The sequence below is a fragment of the Holdemania sp. 1001302B_160321_E10 genome, from assembly GCF_015552275.1.
In the GTDB taxonomy this organism is placed as follows: domain Bacteria; phylum Bacillota_I; class Bacilli_A; order Erysipelotrichales; family Erysipelotrichaceae; genus Holdemania.
In genome coordinates, this window is the sequence record NZ_JADNEM010000005.1 from 91,125 (window position 1) to 111,615 (window position 20,491).

A 20,491-nucleotide genomic window follows, 5' to 3' on the forward strand; every position below is an offset into this window, starting at 1 on the left:
TAAGGCTCTGACCAGCCACTTCGTTCATGCTACTCACCCAAAGCTTCCAGAATGGATTCCTTGATAAACGAATAGCGGCGCACATAGTCGTTGCGGATCGTGATCAGCCGGAGTTGATGCGCCTCGCAGATCTGGCGCTTTTTCTGATCCCGGCTGCGGACCTTGGCATCGTTGAAATGCTCCGTGCCGCCGACCTCCACCGCCAATAACGGCCGGTGGCTCAAGTCGTAGATCACAAAATCAAAATGAGCCTGATTTCCATACATAAACAACTTGCGATCTCCGGGATCCAATTCCAGAACGTCAGTGATCTTCACCTTCTGTTCGACTAAAATCTGGCCGAATACCGATTTGATATGCAGCAGTGTTTTCAAAAACTCATCTTCCGCGGCGGTGTTGAAATACTTGAAATTTTTGACCTTCGACTGAAACAGCTGACTTTCCCGGGCGCTGATTTGAGTTTGCCCCTGCTTTCCGACATATTGCATCAGTTCCAGCAGATCGTTGGTTTTCCCCTGGGAGAGGCGGGCGATCTGGGCCCGGTCGGCGATCATCGTGAAATGCTGCTGAGCCCGGGTGACACCGACATTGATCAGCTCCTGATTGTTTTTCACCCAGTCGAACGTACCCTGAGAGGTCGATTCTGTCATCGCGCAGCTTAAAATCACCGTGTCCTTCTCATCCCCCTGGAAGGTGTGGATCGTTCCTACCTTGACGAAATCAAGGTTCTGTTCGGAGAGAACCCGCCGGATCATCTGTGCCTGACGGCGAAACGGCGTGATCACTGCAACCTTCTTCTGGGGATGATCGCGAATCTGGCGGACGATCTCCGCGACTTCTTCCATCGCCACATTTTTCTGCTTCTGCGCCGAGGAGTGCACGTCGATCAGCGTCAGCGCGCCGGATGGCGTCGGCGGGCCGCACAGCACCAGCTCCCCGCCGTAATATTTCTGATTGGAGAAAGCGATGATCAGATCTGCGCAGCGGTAATGATGTTTTAACAGAATAAATTTTGAGATCGTGTCGATTTTCAGCATCGTGCTGAGAATCGAGTTCATCTTATAATCATAAGCCTGGGGAATATCGTAATCCCAGACCAGACGGGTATTGCGGGAAGCGGGCAGCGTGATGACCGGCTGCAGCTGACTCGGATCGCCGACAAACAGCGCCCGGCGGCACCGGGCCATCGGCAATAAGGAAAGCGGATTGCTGCACTGCCCGGCTTCATCCATGATCATGAGATCAAAAATGGGTTCCGCGGTGGCCAGCTTGCTGCAGGACACATTGGTGGAAATCAGAAATGGAAAACAATCCAGCACCTGTTCCAACCCTTCACGCCTCTGAATCAGCGCCCGGAACTCAAGAAAACGGTCTTCCGGATTGTCAATCCGGACGATGGACCGCAACGATTCATTGCGTTTGTTCAACAGGCGCTGCAGCACAGCCCGCGATTTCAGGTCGAGAAACCGCAGAACCTCGCGGGGATCCTGAACTGCCTGGATTTCATCTTCGCTCACGCCTTCCAGTGTCTGGCGCTGACGGCGCAGTCCGGCAAGCTGGCTTTCAATCGCCATCGCGGTCATCTGGGCGCTCGGTTCCTGCCGGCTGCTAAACCGCAGCTGGTTTAATACCCCTTCCAGCGATTCGATCTGTTCATCCAGCTCCAGCCGGGTTTCAATCTGATCCAGCAGCTGATTCATCTGCTTGCGGCTGCCGCCCAGTTTCTTCGTCAATACCTTCAGTTCTTCCCGTTCTTCCCGCGTCGGCGGACAGGCCTGAGCTTGATCTAAAAGCAGCTTGATCTGCACCAGCGCCTCCTCAATCCGCTGATTGGAGCCTAAGCGCAGGATTGGAAAGCGTATCCGCCGGTCTCCGCTTTGCAGGGAGTTCAGCTTGCGGTCCAGATTGTCGATCGCTTCGTTGTTATTGGAAACGACCAGGGCGGTCTGGTTATTGAGAAAGCAGGAAAGCAGCACGTTGACGATCGTCGCGCTTTTCCCGGTCCCCGGCGGTCCCTGGACATACACAACGTTTTGATTCATGGCGTTATAAATCGCCCGGAACTGATTGATGTTGACCTGCGACCCCAGCGTCAGAATCGGCGTCTTCCGCCGGCGGACTTTTTCCGGCATGCCAAAGAAGGCTTTCAGCGGAGCACAGAGCGTCTGATTCTGCATCTGGTTCTGAATTTCATTGTATTCTGTTTCAATGTTAATGTTCATCCGGCGCTTGAGTTCAAACAAATACGGCCGTTCATCCACAGTTTCGCCTCGTCCGCAGTTCACCGCAATCTGTTCGCTCATCATCGCAGCCTGAGTCGGATAGCGGTCGATGAATTCCCCGGCTGAGCAGTCGAGATAGCGCTGCAGTAAAAACCGCGGCTGCTCCTGGTCGTCGCTGACTTTGATGTTGAAGCCAAGATCCGGCGAGACGATCAGCCGGCGGTGAACCAGATCGAGCAAAAGATCGCGGTAAACGATTGGAATCATCCCATCCCGCCGCTGCAGGGCCAGTACGTTGATCGCCAGCTTCAGCCAGGCCGGAGCTTGTTTTCGCCGCTGCAGGCGCAGCTCGTTCTGCAGCCGGCGCACCATCTGATCAAATTGTTCCAGCCCCAGCGGCATCGCGTTCTTCTTTAAAATATCAGGATCCAGACCATCGACCAGCGTATAGCTGTGAACGGAGGTGTCCTGATCCAGCAGGTAGCATTGCCGGTAATAGCCGAGCACCCGCTCATTGATGCCGGTATATTCCAGAAAGTCAAAGTCATTGTAATGCGTGCGGATTTTATCCATCAGGGCTTCCTGCAGCGGAAAGATTGTACTTTCGATGACCCGCGCCGACAGAATTTTATCAAAATAGACCGTTCCGTCCAGAACGTCCATTGACTTCTCCGGGTTGAACATTTTCACTTTCATTTTTCGGCTCGGGACTTCGATGTCTTCGATCGCAATCCAAAAAAATGTCCGCTTCTGATCGCTCGTGTTGTCATACTCGATCTGCAGCCATTTTCCGCTCTGTATCGATTTTGAACACTCCAGGGCCTTGGAATTCATAGATTGACTTGCTCCTTAAGTTGATTATACCACAGCCGTTTTCAAATAGAAAAGCAGACCGTACAAAGGGTACCCCAGGGCAGTCCGCTTTTCAACATCCAGAATTGAAAGAGAATTATCAATAACTTCCATAAGCTTGAACGTGTTCCGTCCAAATCAAAGAACAGAACCGCCTGGATCCGCTTTGCACTCAGTACTTATTCCCACAGGCTTGAACGAACGCCACTTGTCCGTTCATCAGGAACGTTATGATTTCAGAGGCGTTCACGGAAATAGGGATGGACTCCATGATGTCCCGTAAGACCGATTCCGTAAATTGCGGCGGGTTGTACTCAATCTGATTTTGGATAAGAAATTCTCTGAAGGCGTCGATCAGCCGATCCTGGGATCGATCTAAATTTCTGGGGTATCCCATCGCGATTAAAGAAAGATTATTATCAAAGTTCGGCGCCATTCCCAGAACCTTACCGGTCGTCCGGGATCGTAAAATACCGTAATTCATCCCATGGCGATGGGGATTTCTAACGATTGCGTCCAGATACAAAAGATCTAAATATTGCCTGCCGCAGTCTGGATTCAGATTCTTCAACGTTTGATAATTCAATGTGTAATCATCCGTTTGATCACCGATCAGCGCGGCCGCCGGTTCAAAATTCATTTCCTGTTTCGTAAAATCCTCGGACATGATATAGTCTTCATTTAATCGGTAGACCGCCATGTCCATGCCTAAAAAGCGTCCGAGCTGCGCACAGAAGAATTCGCTGAAAAGTTGTTCAGGACTGCCTTGCTTGCTTAACCACCAGACTCCGTCAACAAGCTTCCAGCCTTTTTCAAAGTTGCCGATATTGGTCAACTCCGGAGTGTGCGAGGATCGCGGATCTAATCTTTGGGAAAACACCTCCAAATCTCCCGCTAAGGCAAGATCGGAATAGGTATCGGTTTTAAAGCGGATATCCTCATACGTCAAGGTGTCGGTGTCTAATTTGATCCAATAGTTATCCGTAATACACGCAGCTCTAACTGCCATGGTTGCGGATAACTCATCCTTCCTCTGCAGCTGAAGCGCTTTTTTAAGAAGACGGGAATGTACGCGATCCCCGTCAATCGCCCGACTTTGGATCCATGTCAATAGATCGCCGTTTCTACGGAAATAATAAGGAAGGCAATCGCTGCGGAGTATTTTAAGCTGATTCTTCTCGATGAGAGCGACCGGCAGATCTCCGCTCATCAGCAACCCATTGATTTGATTCATGAGCTGTCCTCCTTTTTGTTTATTCTATTTTAAGCGATCCCAAAAAGTTTGGCAATGCCTGCCTGCTTTTCTATCAATTCTGCGCTGATTCAACATTTTCTAAACGACTAAGCTTAAATCCAGAAAAGAGCTTCATGCTTCTTAAAGCATTTTAAGCAGAAAAATCAGCTTGTTCCATCGCTTCATATTTTCTTATAACTGCATCAATTTCATCAAGAGCCGCCTGGTGTTTCTCCGGATCTTCGATAAAACCGAGAAGAATTTCATCAAAGGTCTTATTTTCACTTTTCATTAAGAGTGAATTGAGTAAATTTTTAGAATACTGACCTTGGGTGATGGAAACCCAATACTTTGTTCCATCAATTTCTGCTTTCCTGATTAGCTCTTTTTCTTCCATTCTCATTAGAAAAACAGCGACTGAACTATCTTTCCAGTGGTTGGGATACGCTTCACGCACTCTTTTATAAATCTCATGACAAGCGATTTGATATTTGTTGTTCCAAAATAATTGAAGAATTAAGTTCTCAGAATTAGATGTTTTTTTCATACAGTTCCCCTTTCGCTACAATTATATTATTTTTTGTAGTTTTTGAAAGAGATTTTACTAAACAAAGCCTATTATTTCTGTTCTTGTCCTTCAGCTTGTAGATTCAACCTTTTTTGGTTATCATAAATTCTACGCCCAGTCATTACTCTTCAATTTTCTTTCACTCCGTTTTGACAGTACTCTATTTTACTGAGACGCCCGGCGAGGCTTCTTCGATTTCCGCTCCCGCAGCTGCCGCTGACGGATTGCAGACGTTTCCAATTCCGGCATGCGCCTGCACAGCGCTCTATGCGCTTTCATTGTGTCCCGGGTTTCAATAAAATAAGTTTCTCCGTTCAGAGTCCGGATTCGGATTCCATCCCGGGTATTCCACTCCGCCACCTCGCAGAACGGAATAGCCGTCACAGCCTGTGTTTTTTCCGGAAGCAGAACGATTTCTCCGGCTTCGATTCGGGCGCAGGTTTCATCCTGAATGCCGAAGACGACGATCAGCGCCGTAAGGGCAAAGATCAGACCGGGAATCATGAGCGCGGCATTCCCGGAAAGGATCATCACGAAGGCAAAGAAAGCACACAGTCCTGTCGAGGTTCTTGGCTTCGTTTTGATCCGGATACCGGCTGTCTCATTCGCAGTTAATTCTTTCATTTTTTCCTCCATTCCCGTGTTCTGCACGGCCATCATTCATGTCTGAAAGTAAGCCAATCGCCTACCCTTCATGCTTTATTCCTCTACATTTAATATTTTCCGCAGCGTATTCAAATTGGGCTCGCCGATCAGCAGGCTGCATTTATCCGGGTCGATCAGCATCGCCTGCAGACCCATTTCATAGTTCTGCAGATCCGGATAAGCAGCGGCCTGAATAAAGATGATATTCTGCACAAACCGCTGGTTCCAGGAAATCGCATTTTTCAGAATCAGGAAATGAATTTGATTCACTGCCGACGCTTCGATCACAGCGACCAGCGCCACCCGGTAGCCGCATTCACAGGTCAGCCGCTTATCCTGATCCGTCAGTAAACTGACCGGATGCCTGAATTCCGGCATCGGCGCCAAAAACCGCTTGGCGATGTAGCGGAAAACTTCATGCTTCGATTTTAGATCCAGATTCGTTATGAAGCATTCAGGACTGAGCTGATGATAAAACCAATAAGTGCCGCAGATCTGGGTAATCCGGTATTCCGTTTGCGGCTTCATCGTATTAACTGTACTGTACGACTGATAGTAAACCAGTTTTTCGTCCCGAGCCGCCAGCTTGCGGTCATTGATCAGGATGACGTCAAACTGATCGTAGATTTTTTCAATCTCATATAACTCGCAGGAAGCAATTTGTGCCAGGGAATCCTGATATCGTTTTTGAAGCTGTTCGGCATAACGCCGGGCTTCGCAGAGGCCGTATTTACTTGTGACCAAGACCCGCTGCTTCTTCCTCAGCCGGCCGCGGTCCAGCCCTTCCGCGATGCAGACGGTCAGAAAGACCATTTCCTTATCCGCAATTCTCGTATGAAGCTTATCTTCCAGCAGCCGGGAAAGCTTGCGGCTGTATTCGGCGGCAGTGATCAGCTTGCGCTTCACGCGGGTTACACCCATATACTGCCGGCTGATGTCAAAATGACTGCGGACCTGAAAACCCCAGAAAAACAACGACAGATTTTCCATCAGAGCATCTGCGTCCTCAAGCCGGCCGCCGTCATAAAAATCTTCTAAAATGACGTTGGCCGCCAGCTTGCAGAGCGCATAGGCTTCATTGTCCATTTCCTGAATCATCAGGTTTCTGCGGCTGCCGAAGGAAATTAAGATCATCGCCAGGAAATAACTGTCGTCGCGCAGAAATTCGTAATGATACCGACGGTTCAGCAGGGCAACGATCGCCTCCGCCGCGCTGAATTCCACGTCGTAGCTCTCCAGCATCCGCTTTTCTTCCTCGGTAAACGACACGCATTTGTTAAATTGATTGCGCCGGTAGGAAATCCAGAGCGACTTTGACATGTATTGAAACAGCAGCGACGGGACACTCAGCTTTTCGCTCTGTTTGAAAAAACTTTCCAGCGCTTCATACACGTTTTCCTCAAATTCAGGATTGGTGATCTGGCCGCGGATGTTGTCCGGGATTCCCTTGTATTCCGGATTGACATAGATTGTTTTTAAAGCCGCGATGCGGATTGCGATCTCATTGCCGTTGACCTTTAATTTCCCGTTGGCGAAGTTCATCGTGTAGTGACTTTTGAGCGAGGTGCCGTTGGATTTTTTGATCAGCGAGCGGATTGTTGATTCACTGAAATACAGCATCTGCGACAGCTTATAAAGCGTGACATCCTTCATCAGCATTGCCAGAAGACGGATTTCACGCTCGCGGAAATGGATCAGCTCCCGCTCCATCGTGTTGACGTCATAATCCAGATCCTTCATAAACTGCCTGAACTGGCACACATCCTTGACCCACACCTTGTAGCCCTTCGTATGCGTGCTGACCAGTTCAAAAAAATCATCCAGTTCCTCGGAAAACAGAACCTGATTGATCCGTTTGATATCATCGCGGATCGTTCGCTCGCTCACTCCGGTGACAGCCGCCAGCTGCTTGCCTAAAATATAGGTATCGCTGATGGACAGATAATGCAGGATATTCTTTTCGCGGGAAGTAAAATGATAGACCATGGATTTCCTCCTGTTCTGCAAAGAATCCTCATCAAAGGCAAAACGCTTTCAACGAGGATTCTTTCACTGACTTAATTATTAAATAAATGCTGGATAATCAGGGCGACAAATTCTTCCGCCTTGCCTTTCGGCAGCTGCGTTGAGATTCCATCATGGCCGCCGCCAAATTCGCTGGCTTCGACGACATAGCCGTTCTGGCCGTTCGCATAGCCCCTGACAAAGCACACTTTAGCCTGGGAGCTCTTTTTGATCTGGCGGCCGAAGGCAGAAACCAGTTCGCATGGCAGCACGACAATTTCTAAGTCCTGCATCCGCAGAATCGTCGCTTCCAAATCCATTTTAACATGACCGGCTTTGATTTTCCGCTGGAAACCATTGATTTCCGAGATCAGCCACTTCCGCTCATCGTAAGCGGCCGCCTGTTCCAGCTTAGCCTGGGAATCAGCCAGGCGGGCTTTCAGGACGTCGATGTCCGGGTCGTATTCGATTGGAAAAACGAAAGTTTTTGACTGCGGATGGGCAAGGGTCAGGTCCAGCTTTGTATCAAACTGGGAAATCTGCCGGGCGATGCCCGAACTGACCCGCTTCAGCTCATTGAAGTCATTGTTCTGGCGGTACAGCCGGTTGGACATATCGCCGGCATTGCCGTTGCAGACAAGCGGCGTGACGTTCAGATATGGAATCAGCTCGCGCCGGACGGCCGCCAGCAGATCGCCTGAAATCTGGTATTCTTCCGGAGAAAGCACGGTGGAATGACAGGACATGTTCACCAAGGCCGCGATTGTGGCGTCGGTCTCATCCTTAAATTCGATCACAACGATCGAGGTATCGCCGTATTTGTCCTTCGCGTTGCGGTTGCCGTAATATCCCTGCGATTCGCCCTTCGTGCACTGCACGCGCACCGCTTCGTGAAATTCCTTATTCATCGTTTCCTGCGCGCCGTCGATCAGCTTCTTTAGAACCTCCTTGCGCCACCCGTCGTCATGCGGCATTTCCGGATTGCGCGTCAGCAGCAGCGGAGCGGAATGGCTGTGGTCCGCGCTGAGGATGATGTGATCGTAAGGAATGCGCAAAGTTTCGACGATGTGATACTTGAACAGATGGACAAAATCACAGTCAAAATTAGAAATATCCGCCTCGATCCATAAAAACGGCTTCCCGTCGATCTGCAGTCCCAGCATAATCGCTTCAATTTCATCATGAACGCCCTTGAACTTCTCCGTCCGCATGGCGTGTCCGGCAATGTATGTCGGATGATCGGGCGTGATGTTCACGCTTGTCGTAGTCGTAACTTTTACCATAAAATCCTCCTATTCGTCGCCGTCCTGAAATTCGACGGTCACTTCCCGCATGAATGCGATCGAATCGCGGCAGCTTTTTACTTTTTCGGATATGAGTTCCGGGATGACCGACTGAGGCTCCATCGTGATCATCTCCAGAAGCAAGGGCAGGTTCAGTCCCGTGACAATATGCACGTTCGTTCGGTTCTGCAGCTTCAGCATGATCTTCTGGTTGACGCTTCCCCATAAAATGTCCGTGAGCATCACGACGACATCTTCCTCGTGAATATCCTGAATCCAGGCATCCAGCTGCACTTCCACATCCGATTCGGGGTTTTCCTCATAAAAGGGAAAGATCTGAATGAAGCTGACGTCCCGGGTAAACAGCTTTGCGGTTTCCCGCATGCCTCGGCATAAGCTGCCATGACTGGCCAACGCTATTTTAAACATGGCTTTCTCCTTTGATTAACAGTTGTTCCAATACGGTATCAACATGACCCGCGCAGTAAGCCGCGGCTGAGCGCAGCGGATCGTCATTTCTGCCGATATAATAGCTGTGATCAAACAGCTGCAGCATCTCGATATCATTTTCATCATCCCCGGCGCAGGCAATCTGATCCGCACTGATGCCAAGACTGTGCGCCAGCCTGAGAATTTCAGATGCCTTAGAGCGTCCCTGAGCCAGAACCTCCGCCTGTTTGTCTCCGGTTTTGACCAAACGATAGCCGGGGAAATGAATTTGGAATTCTGACTTGATTCCAGGATACAGCTCCCAGCGGTCCAGGTGCAGGCAGATCCGGCTGATCTGCATCGTTGTTGCTTTTCGAATGTCACTGATCAGGAAATCGGCAACCCCATTCAAATCACAGATCCGATCGGTGCGCCGCCATTTTTTCAGCAGCGCCTCCCGGCTTTCCGAGCTGCTTCCGCAGGCTATGCCATGATCCGAGTACAGCGTCATTTCCAGACCGGGGTTGTTCTGCGCAAAGACGTAGACCGCTTGGATCATGTCCAAGCTGAACGCCGCGGCTTCTTTCTGGCGGCCGTGGCTGACATTACCGGAATAGCCGATGACTGCGTCGAATTGAAATTTCCGGATTCGTTTTTGAATAAAGGACGGATGCCGCCCAGTCGCAACGATCAGCCGCAGGCCCCGGCAGCGCAGCTGTTCCAGCAAAGCCGCGGTCTGATCGTTTAAATCTACATTCGGCACATCCTTGGGAACCAGCGTGCCGTCAAAATCCAGCGCTGCCAGACGAATCCCGGACAGACCGCCAGTTTCGCCGATCCGCCGGGAATCCGGCTTAGGCAATGATGCCAAAGTAGGAAAGCAGAATCGTCACGACGATCAGAATCCAGACCATCTTAACCGTATTCATGCCCTTGATTTTTGTTAAGCCGAAATAGGTCATCGCAGTGACCAAACACGGCAGCAGCGCCGGCAGAATGCCGTCCAGAATCGACTGAATCGTCTGCGTCGCATCGCCGACAGTGATCGCCAGCGGTGTCGTGACCTTGACCAGCGAAGGAATCAGAGCGCCGATGACGATGACGCCCAGCACAGAAACCGCGTCGCGGATGTTGTTGAGCTGATCCTTGCGCGAGGTAATCAATTCCGCGCCGCCGTAATAGCCGACTTCGATCATCTTCTGACGAACCCAGGTAATCAGCGGTGTAAAGATCGCGATCATGATGATGCTGGTAATCCAGTTGCCCTCAATCGCTGCATAGGCAGTCATCGCCCCCATGACGACCTTCGGTATCGTGTTGAACAGCGCGTCGCCGATGCCGGAGAACGGACCCATCAGCGACGTCTTTAACGAAGCCGCCAGCTGCAGGGACGAGGGATCGCGGTCCTGCTCGATCGCCAGCGCCGCTGCGGTGATCGCCGCTCCGAAATAGGTTTGGCAGTTGAAGAATTTCAAGTTGTTCTGGAACTTTTTCTGCATCAGCTCCGGATCGTCAGCGAACCATTTTTCAAAGAATGGCCCCATCGAATAGACGCAGGCAATTCCCTGCATCGCTTCGTAGCTCTGACTGGCCTGGGCAGTAATGGCATAGCGCAGCGAGAATTTCCGCAGTTCTTTTTTAGTCAGCTTTTCATTCTTTTCACTCATCTCCGATACCTCCTGCATCCACGTTCAGATAAGCGTTGGCTGCCGCTTTGGACTCTTTTTCCATGCGTTTAAACAGGACGATTGCAATGACCGCGCCGACCAGAGTAATCGCCAGGATCGACTGGCCGAAAAAGACATACAGCACAAAGCCGAGAAGCAGATAATGGAAGTTTTCCTTCACCGGCATGTACAGCATCAGTAAGGCCATGCCCAGCGCCGGAAGTACGCCGGAAACCGTGCCCAATGCGCTGGTCAGCCAGACCGGCATATAATTGATAATCAGCTGAACAATCGGCTCACCGAACAGTAAGAAGATGATGACCGGCAGCGTCTGGCCTAAAGCGGCGCGGCCGAAGCCGTATTCGCCAATGAGAATATCGCGGTATAATTTCTTGTATTCGCGTTTCTCGACATGTTTTTCAGCACGGTGATACCAATAGGAATTAACTGTTTTGGCAATGACGTCCAGCTGAATGCCCAGCGTGGCGACCGGAACGCCGACCGCCATCGCCAGCTCCAGCGGAGCATCGGTGCCGGAAGCGATCGCAAAGGGAACAGAGATCCACAGGGCAGTGTTGAAATTAGGAATCGACGCGCCGCCATAGGCCGCCAAGCCCATGGACATCAGCTGGAAGGTACCGCCGATCAGCAGCCCGGTTTTGACATCTCCCATAATGAAGCCGGCGATCAGGCCGCGGAATACCTGCTGGCCGCCGAATTTTGCGACTAACTGGACATTCTGCCCCAGCGTTCCGATGATATGGCAGGCAAGAATCAGCAGTATGATCTGTATCGGATTAAACATTCTTTCTCTCTCCTCTCCTCATGATTTACGTTTATCTTTCATCACCTGATAGAAATCAGCAATCGCGTCGTCCGCCGGCTGCAGCTTGGCTTCCAGCCTGACCCCTTTTTCATGCAGCTGTTCCAGGGCGGCGGCTTCCTCATCATTCACGGTGATGTAGCGGCTGATCACGACCGAATCTGCGGTCTTGTCGATGTTGCCGAGATTTCCCAGCGTCAGCGATGGAACGGGTATCCCGTTTTCCACCAGGGTTAAGAAGGTTTTGGGACTTTTGGCGACGATCATGACGGCTTGATTTTGATAGCGGTCAGCTTTGAGATTTTCAACGGCTTTTTCGTGAGTTAATACGGACAGGAATACGCCATTGGGTGTGGCCATGCGCAACGCATTTTTCAGCATCGGATTGTTTGCGCTTTCGTCGTCAATGCACAGAACGCGCTCCACATGGAGTTTCGGGACCCACATTGTCGCGACGCAGCCATGCACTAAGCGGTCGTCAACACGGCAGTTCAGAATATTCATTGAAATTCTCCTTTCTGCGCCTATTCTAGCATCCGAGTTGTCAAAGAAATCATTCCCAGATTCCGCTCAAAGCGGAAATACTTTACATCCTTTTTGTCGAAGACAAGAAGGATTCATAGCTTGTTTAGGTTGATCGTAAAATGAATTTAGGTATTTTTATCATATCTTGCATGAAATCCCAAACCTGCCGGACATAAAATATTCAACACCTTATATCGGTTAATCGCTCAATCAGAAAGTCATTAAATCATTGAGAAAAAGTGTTCTACGAACACTCTGAAAAACCAATCAAGAGGGGGTTGACTACATTATCCATTATGTAGGCCGACCTGTCATTGCTCAAAGTCGGATTGAAAACTATGATTATGATCTTAATTTCGTTTGATGGCATTATATTGATCATCAAACGAAAGAACAGGTCGATATCTTTGACTCCATCGTAGATTTCATGAAGAAATTGATGATCCATATTCCCGATGAGAACTTCAAAATGGTTCGCTATTTAGGCGCTTATACTTCACGAAAGAAAAAACTCAGCGCCTGTATTCGAAAGATGTAAAGTAAACCTCGGAAGCAGATTCACAAGAAACTAACCTCCTATCATGAATTCCGTAAAGAGTCCACCGGGATATTGATTCTTTACTCTGTCCCTGCAGTCATGTTATGGAATTTGTAGAATTCCTCTGCCCGTCTGGATTGGAGATGAAAATCAATGAAACGTGGAAATTTGTTGACTGGCACAACGGAATTGATCCCCTTCAAGTGTACTCAGTGCGACTTCTTTGATCCGATGGAAATCGACATCGCGGAAGAAGTTTGCGACTTGGTTACCGTAAACGGTATTCTATGTTTTTCTGCTTATTGTATCCGTTGTGATTCTCTGATGCTTCCTGGGGATGTCCTAAAGAAAGTTTCTAAAACAGAGTATTCCTACCTCTCTTTCTTTTCAGTGTGTACCTTAAAAATGAATCCCATCACTTTAAAATTCTTTAGCGCAACATAACTTTGAAGAGTTTTTATTTTCCTTACTCCTTTACGTGCACTTTCCTAATAGATAAAAAAGATTTCTCAGTTTCGACTAAGAAATCCTGTTTATTTTATTTCTGCAGCGCCAGTGCTTTCACTAATCCAAACCATTCCCGCACGGTATACATCGGAATCAACGATACCGGAGTTTGCGAATTTACAGCGCTGATTTGTTCGATTCCCAACTGTTTTGCCAGAATCGAAGCACGCAGCTGATGGAAACTGTCCGTGACGATCACAACATTTTCGCTCAGGTTGTTTTGACGCAGCAGCTTTAAAGAATATTTCAGATTTTCACCCGTGTTGCGGGCTTGGTTTTCTTCCAAAATTCGATTCATCTCCAGCCCGTTTTCCACAAGCCAGTTCTTCATCACTGTGCTTTCCGCATAATCCTCCCCCTTGCCCTGACCTCCGGTCACAATGATCATGCAATCCGGATTTTCATTGGCATAATCCAGCGCAGCCTGAAGCCGCCGTTTCAGAATTAAGCTCGGCTGATCCCCATTGATCTTCGCCCCCAACACGATCACTGTGGACCCCTGATCTTTAAGAGCAGCGACATGCATGTTGGCCGCATTTACCATTAAGCCGATCAAAATCAAAGCCAGTATGCCGCTGATCATCCAGATACCGTTCATCCATCGCTTTCCCTGTTTCCCCAGCTTTTCATGGATTAAGCCCTCGCCGATCAGCACCACTGCTAACGTCAGAAAAAAGGCGTTGCCGAATTGCAGGGAAACCGTAACCATTGTCAGACAGGCATAGATGAAACAAATCAATCCTGAAATCACCATAACTGTTTTTCTTTTCATCATCGCCGCCTGCCTTTCTGACGTTAGAATAACATATTTTATGATGAATATCCGGAATGTCAGAAAACCTTAAGTTCACCGTAAGAGTCCGCGATGTTTCGTTATCAATTCGTATGGATCTTACTTCAATTTTTTACTTTATTTTTCCGCTTTGTCAGAAAAGCAGCTTTTTATCAACAAAAGAAACCCCGGATAAGGTTATAGAACAAATCGAATTCTGTTCCTCTTTTTCCCAACAAAAAACCGGCGATACGCCGGCTTTCCTTCTCCTATTCGCGATTTTTCAATTCTTCCAGCAGTTCCGTCTTGATGACGTTGAAGGCTTCCTCATCAGAAGTCAGCGGCACGCAGATGCCGAAGATATTCGCCAGTTCCAGTTCGGTCTTCGCTTTATTCATTCGCAGATTGATGCCCGATTCGTCCGCATGATACCGCTGACGGATCTGCTTCTCCAATTCGTCCAGACTTGGCGGAACCAGGAAAAAAGCTTTGTTGTCCGGATGTTTAATGCGGATCTGGCCTACGCCCTGCGCCTCAATGGAAATCAGAACATTCTTCCCCATCGCCGTCAAAAACTCTACGTGCTCCGCCGGAGTTCCATAGTAATATCCGTTGAATTCAGTATATTCCAGCATCCTATGATCCCGCACGGCATTCGCAAAGTCCTTATGATTAACAAAGTAATAATCCCAGCCATCTTTCTCCGTTTCCTTCTTTGGCCGTGTGGTCAGAGAAATGATATCCATCAAGCCCAATTCCGGATCATCCAGCAGCTTCTGACGCACCTGATCTTTGCCGATACTGCTGACACCGCTCAAAATAACGACTAATCCTTTTGCCATAAATTCGCCCCTCCCTCAGATTTCATAATGTAGTTATACCGCAAAACGAAGGCAATGACAAACATTTTCTTTTTGATTGTAAAATTTTCATCATAAAATGTTGCATTTACAAACATAACTCTCCATGAAATCTGTTCTTCTGAATCTATTATAGCAAGAAAGCGCGTTTCACTGCACAAAGATAGTCCTCTAAAGGAAGAAATTCGATGTAAATCCAAATTCTTCCGTTTAAACACAATCTTAATTATTTAATTTACTTAGAATCCAATCATCACCCCGCAGCAGCGCTTCCAACAATCGTGCAAAGCCGTCCTGATCATGCGGAGGCGCGATGACATCGGCAATCTGCTTCAACGCATCCGCACCGTTTTCCATAGCCACTTTCATTCCGCTGGCTTCCAGCAATTCCAGATCATTCAGGCCGTCGCCGACCCCCAGAATTTCTGCTTTCTTCAGCTGGTATCGTGCAGCCACGACTTCAACGCCCAGACCTTTATGCACATTCAGCGGGACAACTTCCAGATAATACGGCCGGCTCCGGACAAACTTCGCCTTTGTTTTCAATCTTTCAGGAAGAACAAGCGAATCCAATGTTTCCGGCTTGTCAGCGATCATGATTTTGCAGATATCTGACCACTGCAGCAGATCTTCAAACTTCGCGACTTCCAGCGGCATATTCGTAATAAAGCTGTCCCGCACCGTGTAATGTTTCACCGGATTCAATCCCGTCACAATCGAAGACGGAGATTCCAGGTGAAAATTCACGTTCACCCTGCGCAGCTCATCTACAATTTCCCGCAGTATTTCCGGCTCAAAAAAGGCTGCCCGCAATACCGTGCCCGTACCATTTTCATACAGTACGCCGCCGTTGAAACCAACGCTGCAGTACGCTCTTTGGTTCAATCCCAAAGCTTCAAGATAATCCCGCATCCCCGGAAATGGCCGGCCGGAACAAAGTACAATTTGAATTCCCTGCGCCCTTGCTTTGCCTGCCGCTTCCAAAGTCCGCGGCGTCAGCTTCATCTTAGCGTCAGTTAACGTTTGATCAATATCGGTGATGATGCATTTAATCATTGCTTAAATCTTCACCGTTGCTTGCGATCACTTTTTTATACCAGTCAAAGCTCTTTTTCTTATACCGCCGGTTGGTGCCCTGACCGGCGTCGTTACGGTCAACATAGATAAATCCATAACGCTTGGACATCTGGCCTGTACCGTTAGAAACCAGATCAATCGGTCCCCAATAAGTATAACCGAACAATTCAACGCCGTTGCGGATCGCTTCTTTCATCGCGGTGAAGTGGTCGGTTAAAAATTCAATCCGGTAATCATCCTCAACCGTTCCCTCTACCAGTTCTTCCTTCAGCCCCAGGCCATTCTCTGCGATGAAAATCGGAACCTGATACCGGTCATACAAATCGGTTAACGCCAGATATAATCCATCCGGATCAATCGACCAGCCGGAAGGCGTCAGCTTCAGATATGGATTGGTCTGCCCGGTAGAAACAATATCCTGACGGCCGATCTGCTGCTGATCCCCTTCGACGAGCGCGTCTGATTTATTGGTGTCCTTCTGCACGGATTCAATATAATCCTTACCCGCAATACGGGACCGGTAATAGGTAAACGATAAGAAATCGACAGGATTTTCTTTGATGATCCGCATATCATCTTCTTCATATTCGATCTCGATGTGATGTTCTTCTAAATACTGCCAGATATAGGATGGATATTCCCCACGCACCTGCACATCAGGATAGAAATACGATTTCTGCTTGCATTTGGAAACCACGACGGAATCCTTCGGATCACAGGTGATCGGATACATCGTCTTATATTCGATGACAGAGCCAACTTGAGCGGCCGGGTCGATTTCGTGAATATATTTTGTCGCCAGCGATGACGCGACAAACTGATGATGGGAAGCCTGGAAACATTTCTGCTCGAGATTTTCACTGTCGGCGCGGATACCGGCGGTCATCCACATCATCGGATAATTGACATTATTCCCGATCTCATTGAACGTCAGCCAGTAGCTGACCTTGCCGCGGTAGCGATCGGCGATTGTTCTTACGAATTTCATATAGAATCCGATCCACTTCCGGTTATCCCATCCGCCATATTTTTTTACCAGCGCCAGCGGCATTTCATAATGGGAAATCGTGATCATGATCTTCATGCCCTTGGCGATCAGCTCGTCAAACATCGCGTCATAAAATTGCAGGCCGGCTTCATTAGGCATTTCTTCCTCGCCGGTTGGATAAATTCGCGTCCAGGCAATCGAAGTGCGGTAGACGTTCCAGCCCATTTCCGCAAACAGCGCGATATCTTCTTTATAATGATGGTAGAAATCAATAGCCTCATGCGTGGGGTAGAATGGCTGATCCTCCTGTGGTCCGCCGAAGATGCCGTGCGGCTGGACGTCTGCGACGGAAGGCAGTTTGCCATCCGCCAAATAAGCTCCCTCATATTGATTGGCCGCCGTGGCTCCGCCCCACAGGAATCCCTTGGGGAAACCCTTTGGCGCTTGAATCTCTTTTGTATTTTTCATCTTATTTGTCCTTTCCTTCCTTTATTTGATAGGTCGCAATCCGACTTTGTCCTTTTTTGACAAGACCGCTGCGCTGTATATCGAGCTGAAAAGCATCGGCGTTGGGAAACAACGTCATCGTTGTCATGTCCATGCCTTTCTGATTCATGAGATAGGAATCGAAGCGGATCATTTTATCGCCGCGCTTTACTGAATCCCCTTCCTGAACATAAGCTTTAAAGCCCTTTCCCTGTAAGCTCACCGTATCAATTCCGATGTGCACGAGTATTTCCAACCCATCAGGATTAACTAAGCCGAACGCATGCAGGGTCGGATACAGCATCGTGATTTTCCCATCGCAGGGGGCGGCGACAATTTCACCTTCCGGCTGGACCGCCGCTCCATCGCCCAGCATTTTCTGCGCGAACACTTCATCCCGAACCTCGCTCAGCGGGAGTAAGCGGCCGCTGATGACCGCAGTGATCGCGGTTTGCGGACAGCTTGAAGCTTGTCTTTTGAAAAGATTCAGCATCGGCGTCAGTCGTTCACCGTTTTCCCGTTATACAGCACAAAGGTGGCCAGGAAAGAAACGAAGAACGCCGCAATCACACCCGCTACAATCGCCGTGATCGTATTCTCGAAAATGACAACGCCCAGAATACTGGAATACCCCATGGAAAAAGCTTTCGCCCCCATAAATCCGGCAACTGCCCCGCCGACCAGACCGCCGGCCACGACGCCGAAGATCGGTGTTCTTAAACGCAGATTGATGCCATAGAGCGCAGGCTCGGAAACTCCGGAAATAATCGCGCCGATCGCCGCGGACAGCGCGCTGGATTTCAAATCTTTATCTTTCGTTTTCAGCATGACTGCCAGACAGGAACCGCCTTCTGCGATGTTGTGCAGAATCCAGCCTGGACGGAAAACATTATCGTAGCCGACCGACGTGAATAATTCGGTCATCGGCGCGACCATCAGCATGTTGACGCCCATCATGACTAAGAAGGGATGAATCGCCGCAATGATGCCCGGCGCAAAGCCGCCGACATGGGCCTGCAGCCAGACAATACCGGTCACAATCCAGGTGCCCACGACAACGCCGGCCGGTCCCAGAATTAAAATCGTCACCGGGTAGCCGACCAGGAATACGCACAGCGGGGCAAAGACGGACCGCAGCATCCCGGGAATCACACGATAGAAGAATTTCTCCAGATAGGCTAACAGAATCGCTGAGAAAATCGCCGGCAGCAGCGAACTGGAATAGCTGACCAGCTTCACCGGCAGACCCAGCATCGTGACCGGATCCCCCGCTGCGACCATCGCCGCAAAATCAGGATAAAGCAATGCGGCCGCCACGGTGATCGCAAACGCCGGATTGGATTTCAGGACGCGGGAGGCGCCGTAAGCAACCAGAATCGGCATGAAATAGAACGGCGCCTGCGACATGAAGTTAAACAACATATACGTTGTGCTGGACGTTATTACCGGATAAAAATAGGAAGCCAATGACAGAATGACCCGCAGCATGCCCGCTCCGAATAAGACGGTAATAAACGGCGTCAAGGAAGCGGACATGAACTGAATCGCCTTCATGAAATAATCGTTCATTGTTTTCTTTTTTCCATTCAGCGCCAGATCTTCCGTATGGTTTTCCGCCACGACGCCGCCGGTTTCGACTTCATAATTCTTAACGATTTCGTCGAACACCGGAAACAGATTTTCCCCCAGAATCACCTGATACTGACCCGAACCATAAACCACGCCCAAGACGCCGGTCAGCTGTTTGATTTCAGCATCCTTCGCCATTGAGCGGTCCTTGAGTACAAACCGCAGCCGTGTAACGCAATGTGATACAGTATGAACGTTGCCGGAACCGCCGACGTTTTCCATAATCGCCGCGGCTAATGCAGAATAATCAATTTTAGCCATAAGTTTCTCCCTTCGCTATTACGCTTTATGACTTCCGCCCGGCTGATCCCACAGCCGGACGACATGAATCATCAGATATAACCGGTCTTCATCGGTTAGCGAGTAATCATAGTGTTTAAGAACATAGTTGGAAATCAGATCGACACAGCGGCTGGCCTGCTCATAGCCGGTAGAAAACTGGGATAACATGGATCCCAGCGATCCTTCGCTGCGCCGGACTTGTTCAAAAAGGATGCTTCGCATAAAGAATTTCAGATGGATAATGAAGCGGGAAACCGCCATGGAATCTTCATCCAGCGTCAGACCCAGCGTCTGCTCCACAAGTTTGATGATTTCACTGACCCCCTGCATAATCCGCAGCGCATCATGGTTCGGTCTTTTTTCCGCCGCGGTAATCAGATGGAAGGCAATCGACGTGGATTCTTCCCGTTTCAGCTGGATATGCAGCGTTTCGTTGATCAGGCGAACCGCTTTTTTACCTACCTCATATTCATCTTTATAAAACCGCTTCACTTCCTCGTTGACCAGCGCCGGCATATCAAAGCCGGCTTTGTACTGATTGACGCTGAATTGAATATGGTCCGCCAAGGCTACGACCAAATTCACATTAAACGTCATTTTGAGATCTTCCTGCGCGATGTCAATAATTCTCTGCGTCAGTTCGATGATCTCAAAGGGTACCTGTTCAAACAAAGAAAGCAGCTGCGGACGGGCAGATCCATCGACCAGCACATACGTCTTCATTACTTCGCGGCTGTTAATACCGTCATACTTTTGTTTGCGGAATCCCAGCCCTTTGCCAATCGCGACGACTTCGTGGCCTTTGAAATCCTCGGCGATGACAATGTTGTTGTTTATGATTCGTTTGACCCGCAGTGTGTCTTTCAGCATAAGTCCAAACGAGTCCTGTCCTGCGTCATCTTTTCCTCTTGCCTCCTTCCCAGAGAAGAACAAAAAAAGGCAAACTCCAAATTGGGTTGTCCTCTCAACAGCCCATTGGAATTTGCCTTAATCTTAAGATCAAGTAACAAGTCCGATTTCTATTTTTGTTCCTGACTGTATTATAATGAAAGCGATTGCAGATTGTCAATAGCGATTTCATATTTCATGATTTTTCAATT

The 20,491-nt window shown here is 49.0% G+C and carries 19 protein-coding genes; 1 reads left to right on the plus strand and 18 read right to left on the minus strand.

Annotated elements, in window-relative coordinates; genetic code table 11:
* Positions 1-29 precede the first annotated feature (29 nt).
* From I2D94_RS04415 to I2D94_RS04465, 11 genes are all read right to left on the minus strand, one after another.
* Positions 30-3,056 carry an AAA domain-containing protein gene (locus I2D94_RS04415; protein ID WP_195395750.1) on the minus strand — a complete coding sequence of 1,009 codons (3,027 nt, stop codon included), beginning with the start codon at positions 3,054-3,056 and terminating at the stop codon, positions 30-32.
* Positions 3,057-3,246: 190 nt separating this feature from the next.
* Positions 3,247-4,308, minus strand: coding sequence for a hypothetical protein (locus I2D94_RS04420; protein WP_195395751.1), 1,062 nt, complete (start codon positions 4,306-4,308; stop codon positions 3,247-3,249).
* A gap of 151 nt (positions 4,309-4,459) precedes the next feature.
* Positions 4,460-4,855 (minus strand): BlaI/MecI/CopY family transcriptional regulator, encoded by a 396-nt coding sequence (locus I2D94_RS04425; protein ID WP_072683081.1) that lies wholly within the window; start codon positions 4,853-4,855, stop codon positions 4,460-4,462.
* A gap of 186 nt (positions 4,856-5,041) precedes the next feature.
* Positions 5,042-5,500 carry a hypothetical protein gene (locus I2D94_RS04430; protein WP_195395752.1) on the minus strand — a complete coding sequence of 153 codons (459 nt, stop codon included), beginning with the start codon at positions 5,498-5,500 and terminating at the stop codon, positions 5,042-5,044.
* A 75-nt stretch (positions 5,501-5,575) separates the two neighbouring features.
* Positions 5,576-7,507 (minus strand): HTH domain-containing protein, encoded by a 1,932-nt coding sequence (locus tag I2D94_RS04435; RefSeq protein ID WP_195395753.1) that lies wholly within the window; start codon positions 7,505-7,507, stop codon positions 5,576-5,578.
* A gap of 71 nt (positions 7,508-7,578) precedes the next feature.
* Complete coding sequence (locus tag I2D94_RS04440; protein ID WP_195395754.1) at positions 7,579-8,808, minus strand: hypothetical protein; 1,230 nt, start codon at positions 8,806-8,808, stop codon at positions 7,579-7,581.
* A gap of 9 nt (positions 8,809-8,817) precedes the next feature.
* Positions 8,818-9,237: a PTS sugar transporter subunit IIA gene (locus tag I2D94_RS04445; protein WP_195395755.1), complete on the minus strand. Its 420-nt coding sequence runs from the start codon at positions 9,235-9,237 to the stop codon at positions 8,818-8,820.
* The gene (locus I2D94_RS04450; protein ID WP_195395756.1) at positions 9,230-10,108 is read right to left on the minus strand and encodes an HAD family hydrolase; all 879 of its coding nucleotides are present in this window, start codon (positions 10,106-10,108) and stop codon (positions 9,230-9,232) included. Before I2D94_RS04450 ends, I2D94_RS04445 begins: the two co-directional genes overlap by 8 nt.
* On the minus strand, positions 10,092-10,904 hold the full coding sequence (locus tag I2D94_RS04455; RefSeq protein ID WP_195395757.1) for a PTS system mannose/fructose/sorbose family transporter subunit IID: 813 nt from the start codon (positions 10,902-10,904) through the stop codon (positions 10,092-10,094). Before I2D94_RS04455 ends, I2D94_RS04450 begins: the two co-directional genes overlap by 17 nt.
* Positions 10,897-11,709 carry a PTS sugar transporter subunit IIC gene (locus I2D94_RS04460; protein ID WP_195395758.1) on the minus strand — a complete coding sequence of 271 codons (813 nt, stop codon included), beginning with the start codon at positions 11,707-11,709 and terminating at the stop codon, positions 10,897-10,899. The genes I2D94_RS04455 and I2D94_RS04460 overlap by 8 nt, the downstream gene beginning before the upstream one ends.
* Positions 11,710-11,727: 18 nt before the next feature.
* The gene (locus I2D94_RS04465) at positions 11,728-12,231 is read right to left on the minus strand and encodes a PTS sugar transporter subunit IIB (RefSeq protein WP_195395759.1); all 504 of its coding nucleotides are present in this window, start codon (positions 12,229-12,231) and stop codon (positions 11,728-11,730) included.
* Between the two features lie 448 nt (positions 12,232-12,679).
* Between I2D94_RS04465 and I2D94_RS18195 the strand changes: the two genes are divergently transcribed.
* A complete protein-coding gene (locus tag I2D94_RS18195; protein ID WP_234973134.1) occupies positions 12,680-12,790 on the plus strand; it encodes a transposase in 111 nt (36 codons plus the stop codon).
* A 538-nt stretch (positions 12,791-13,328) separates the two neighbouring features.
* Here I2D94_RS18195 and I2D94_RS04475 read toward each other — a convergent pair.
* From I2D94_RS04475 to I2D94_RS04505, 7 genes are all read right to left on the minus strand, one after another.
* Positions 13,329-14,072 (minus strand): YdcF family protein, encoded by a 744-nt coding sequence (locus I2D94_RS04475; RefSeq protein WP_195395760.1) that lies wholly within the window; start codon positions 14,070-14,072, stop codon positions 13,329-13,331.
* Between the two features lie 266 nt (positions 14,073-14,338).
* Positions 14,339-14,911, minus strand: a complete 573-nt coding sequence (locus tag I2D94_RS04480; protein WP_195395761.1) for a guanylate kinase — start codon at positions 14,909-14,911, stop codon at positions 14,339-14,341.
* A gap of 240 nt (positions 14,912-15,151) precedes the next feature.
* Positions 15,152-15,985, minus strand: coding sequence for a Cof-type HAD-IIB family hydrolase (locus I2D94_RS04485; RefSeq protein ID WP_195395762.1), 834 nt, complete (start codon positions 15,983-15,985; stop codon positions 15,152-15,154).
* Positions 15,978-17,462 carry a glycoside hydrolase family 1 protein gene (locus I2D94_RS04490; protein WP_195395763.1) on the minus strand — a complete coding sequence of 495 codons (1,485 nt, stop codon included), beginning with the start codon at positions 17,460-17,462 and terminating at the stop codon, positions 15,978-15,980. The genes I2D94_RS04485 and I2D94_RS04490 overlap by 8 nt, the downstream gene beginning before the upstream one ends.
* 1 nt (position 17,463) lies before the next feature.
* Positions 17,464-17,973: a PTS glucose transporter subunit IIA gene (locus I2D94_RS04495; protein ID WP_195395764.1), complete on the minus strand. Its 510-nt coding sequence runs from the start codon at positions 17,971-17,973 to the stop codon at positions 17,464-17,466.
* Between the two features lie 5 nt (positions 17,974-17,978).
* A complete protein-coding gene (locus I2D94_RS04500; RefSeq protein WP_195395765.1) occupies positions 17,979-19,370 on the minus strand; it encodes a PTS transporter subunit EIIC in 1,392 nt (463 codons plus the stop codon).
* A gap of 18 nt (positions 19,371-19,388) precedes the next feature.
* A complete protein-coding gene (locus I2D94_RS04505; RefSeq protein ID WP_072683067.1) occupies positions 19,389-20,261 on the minus strand; it encodes a PRD domain-containing protein in 873 nt (290 codons plus the stop codon).
* Positions 20,262-20,491 lie beyond the last annotated feature (230 nt).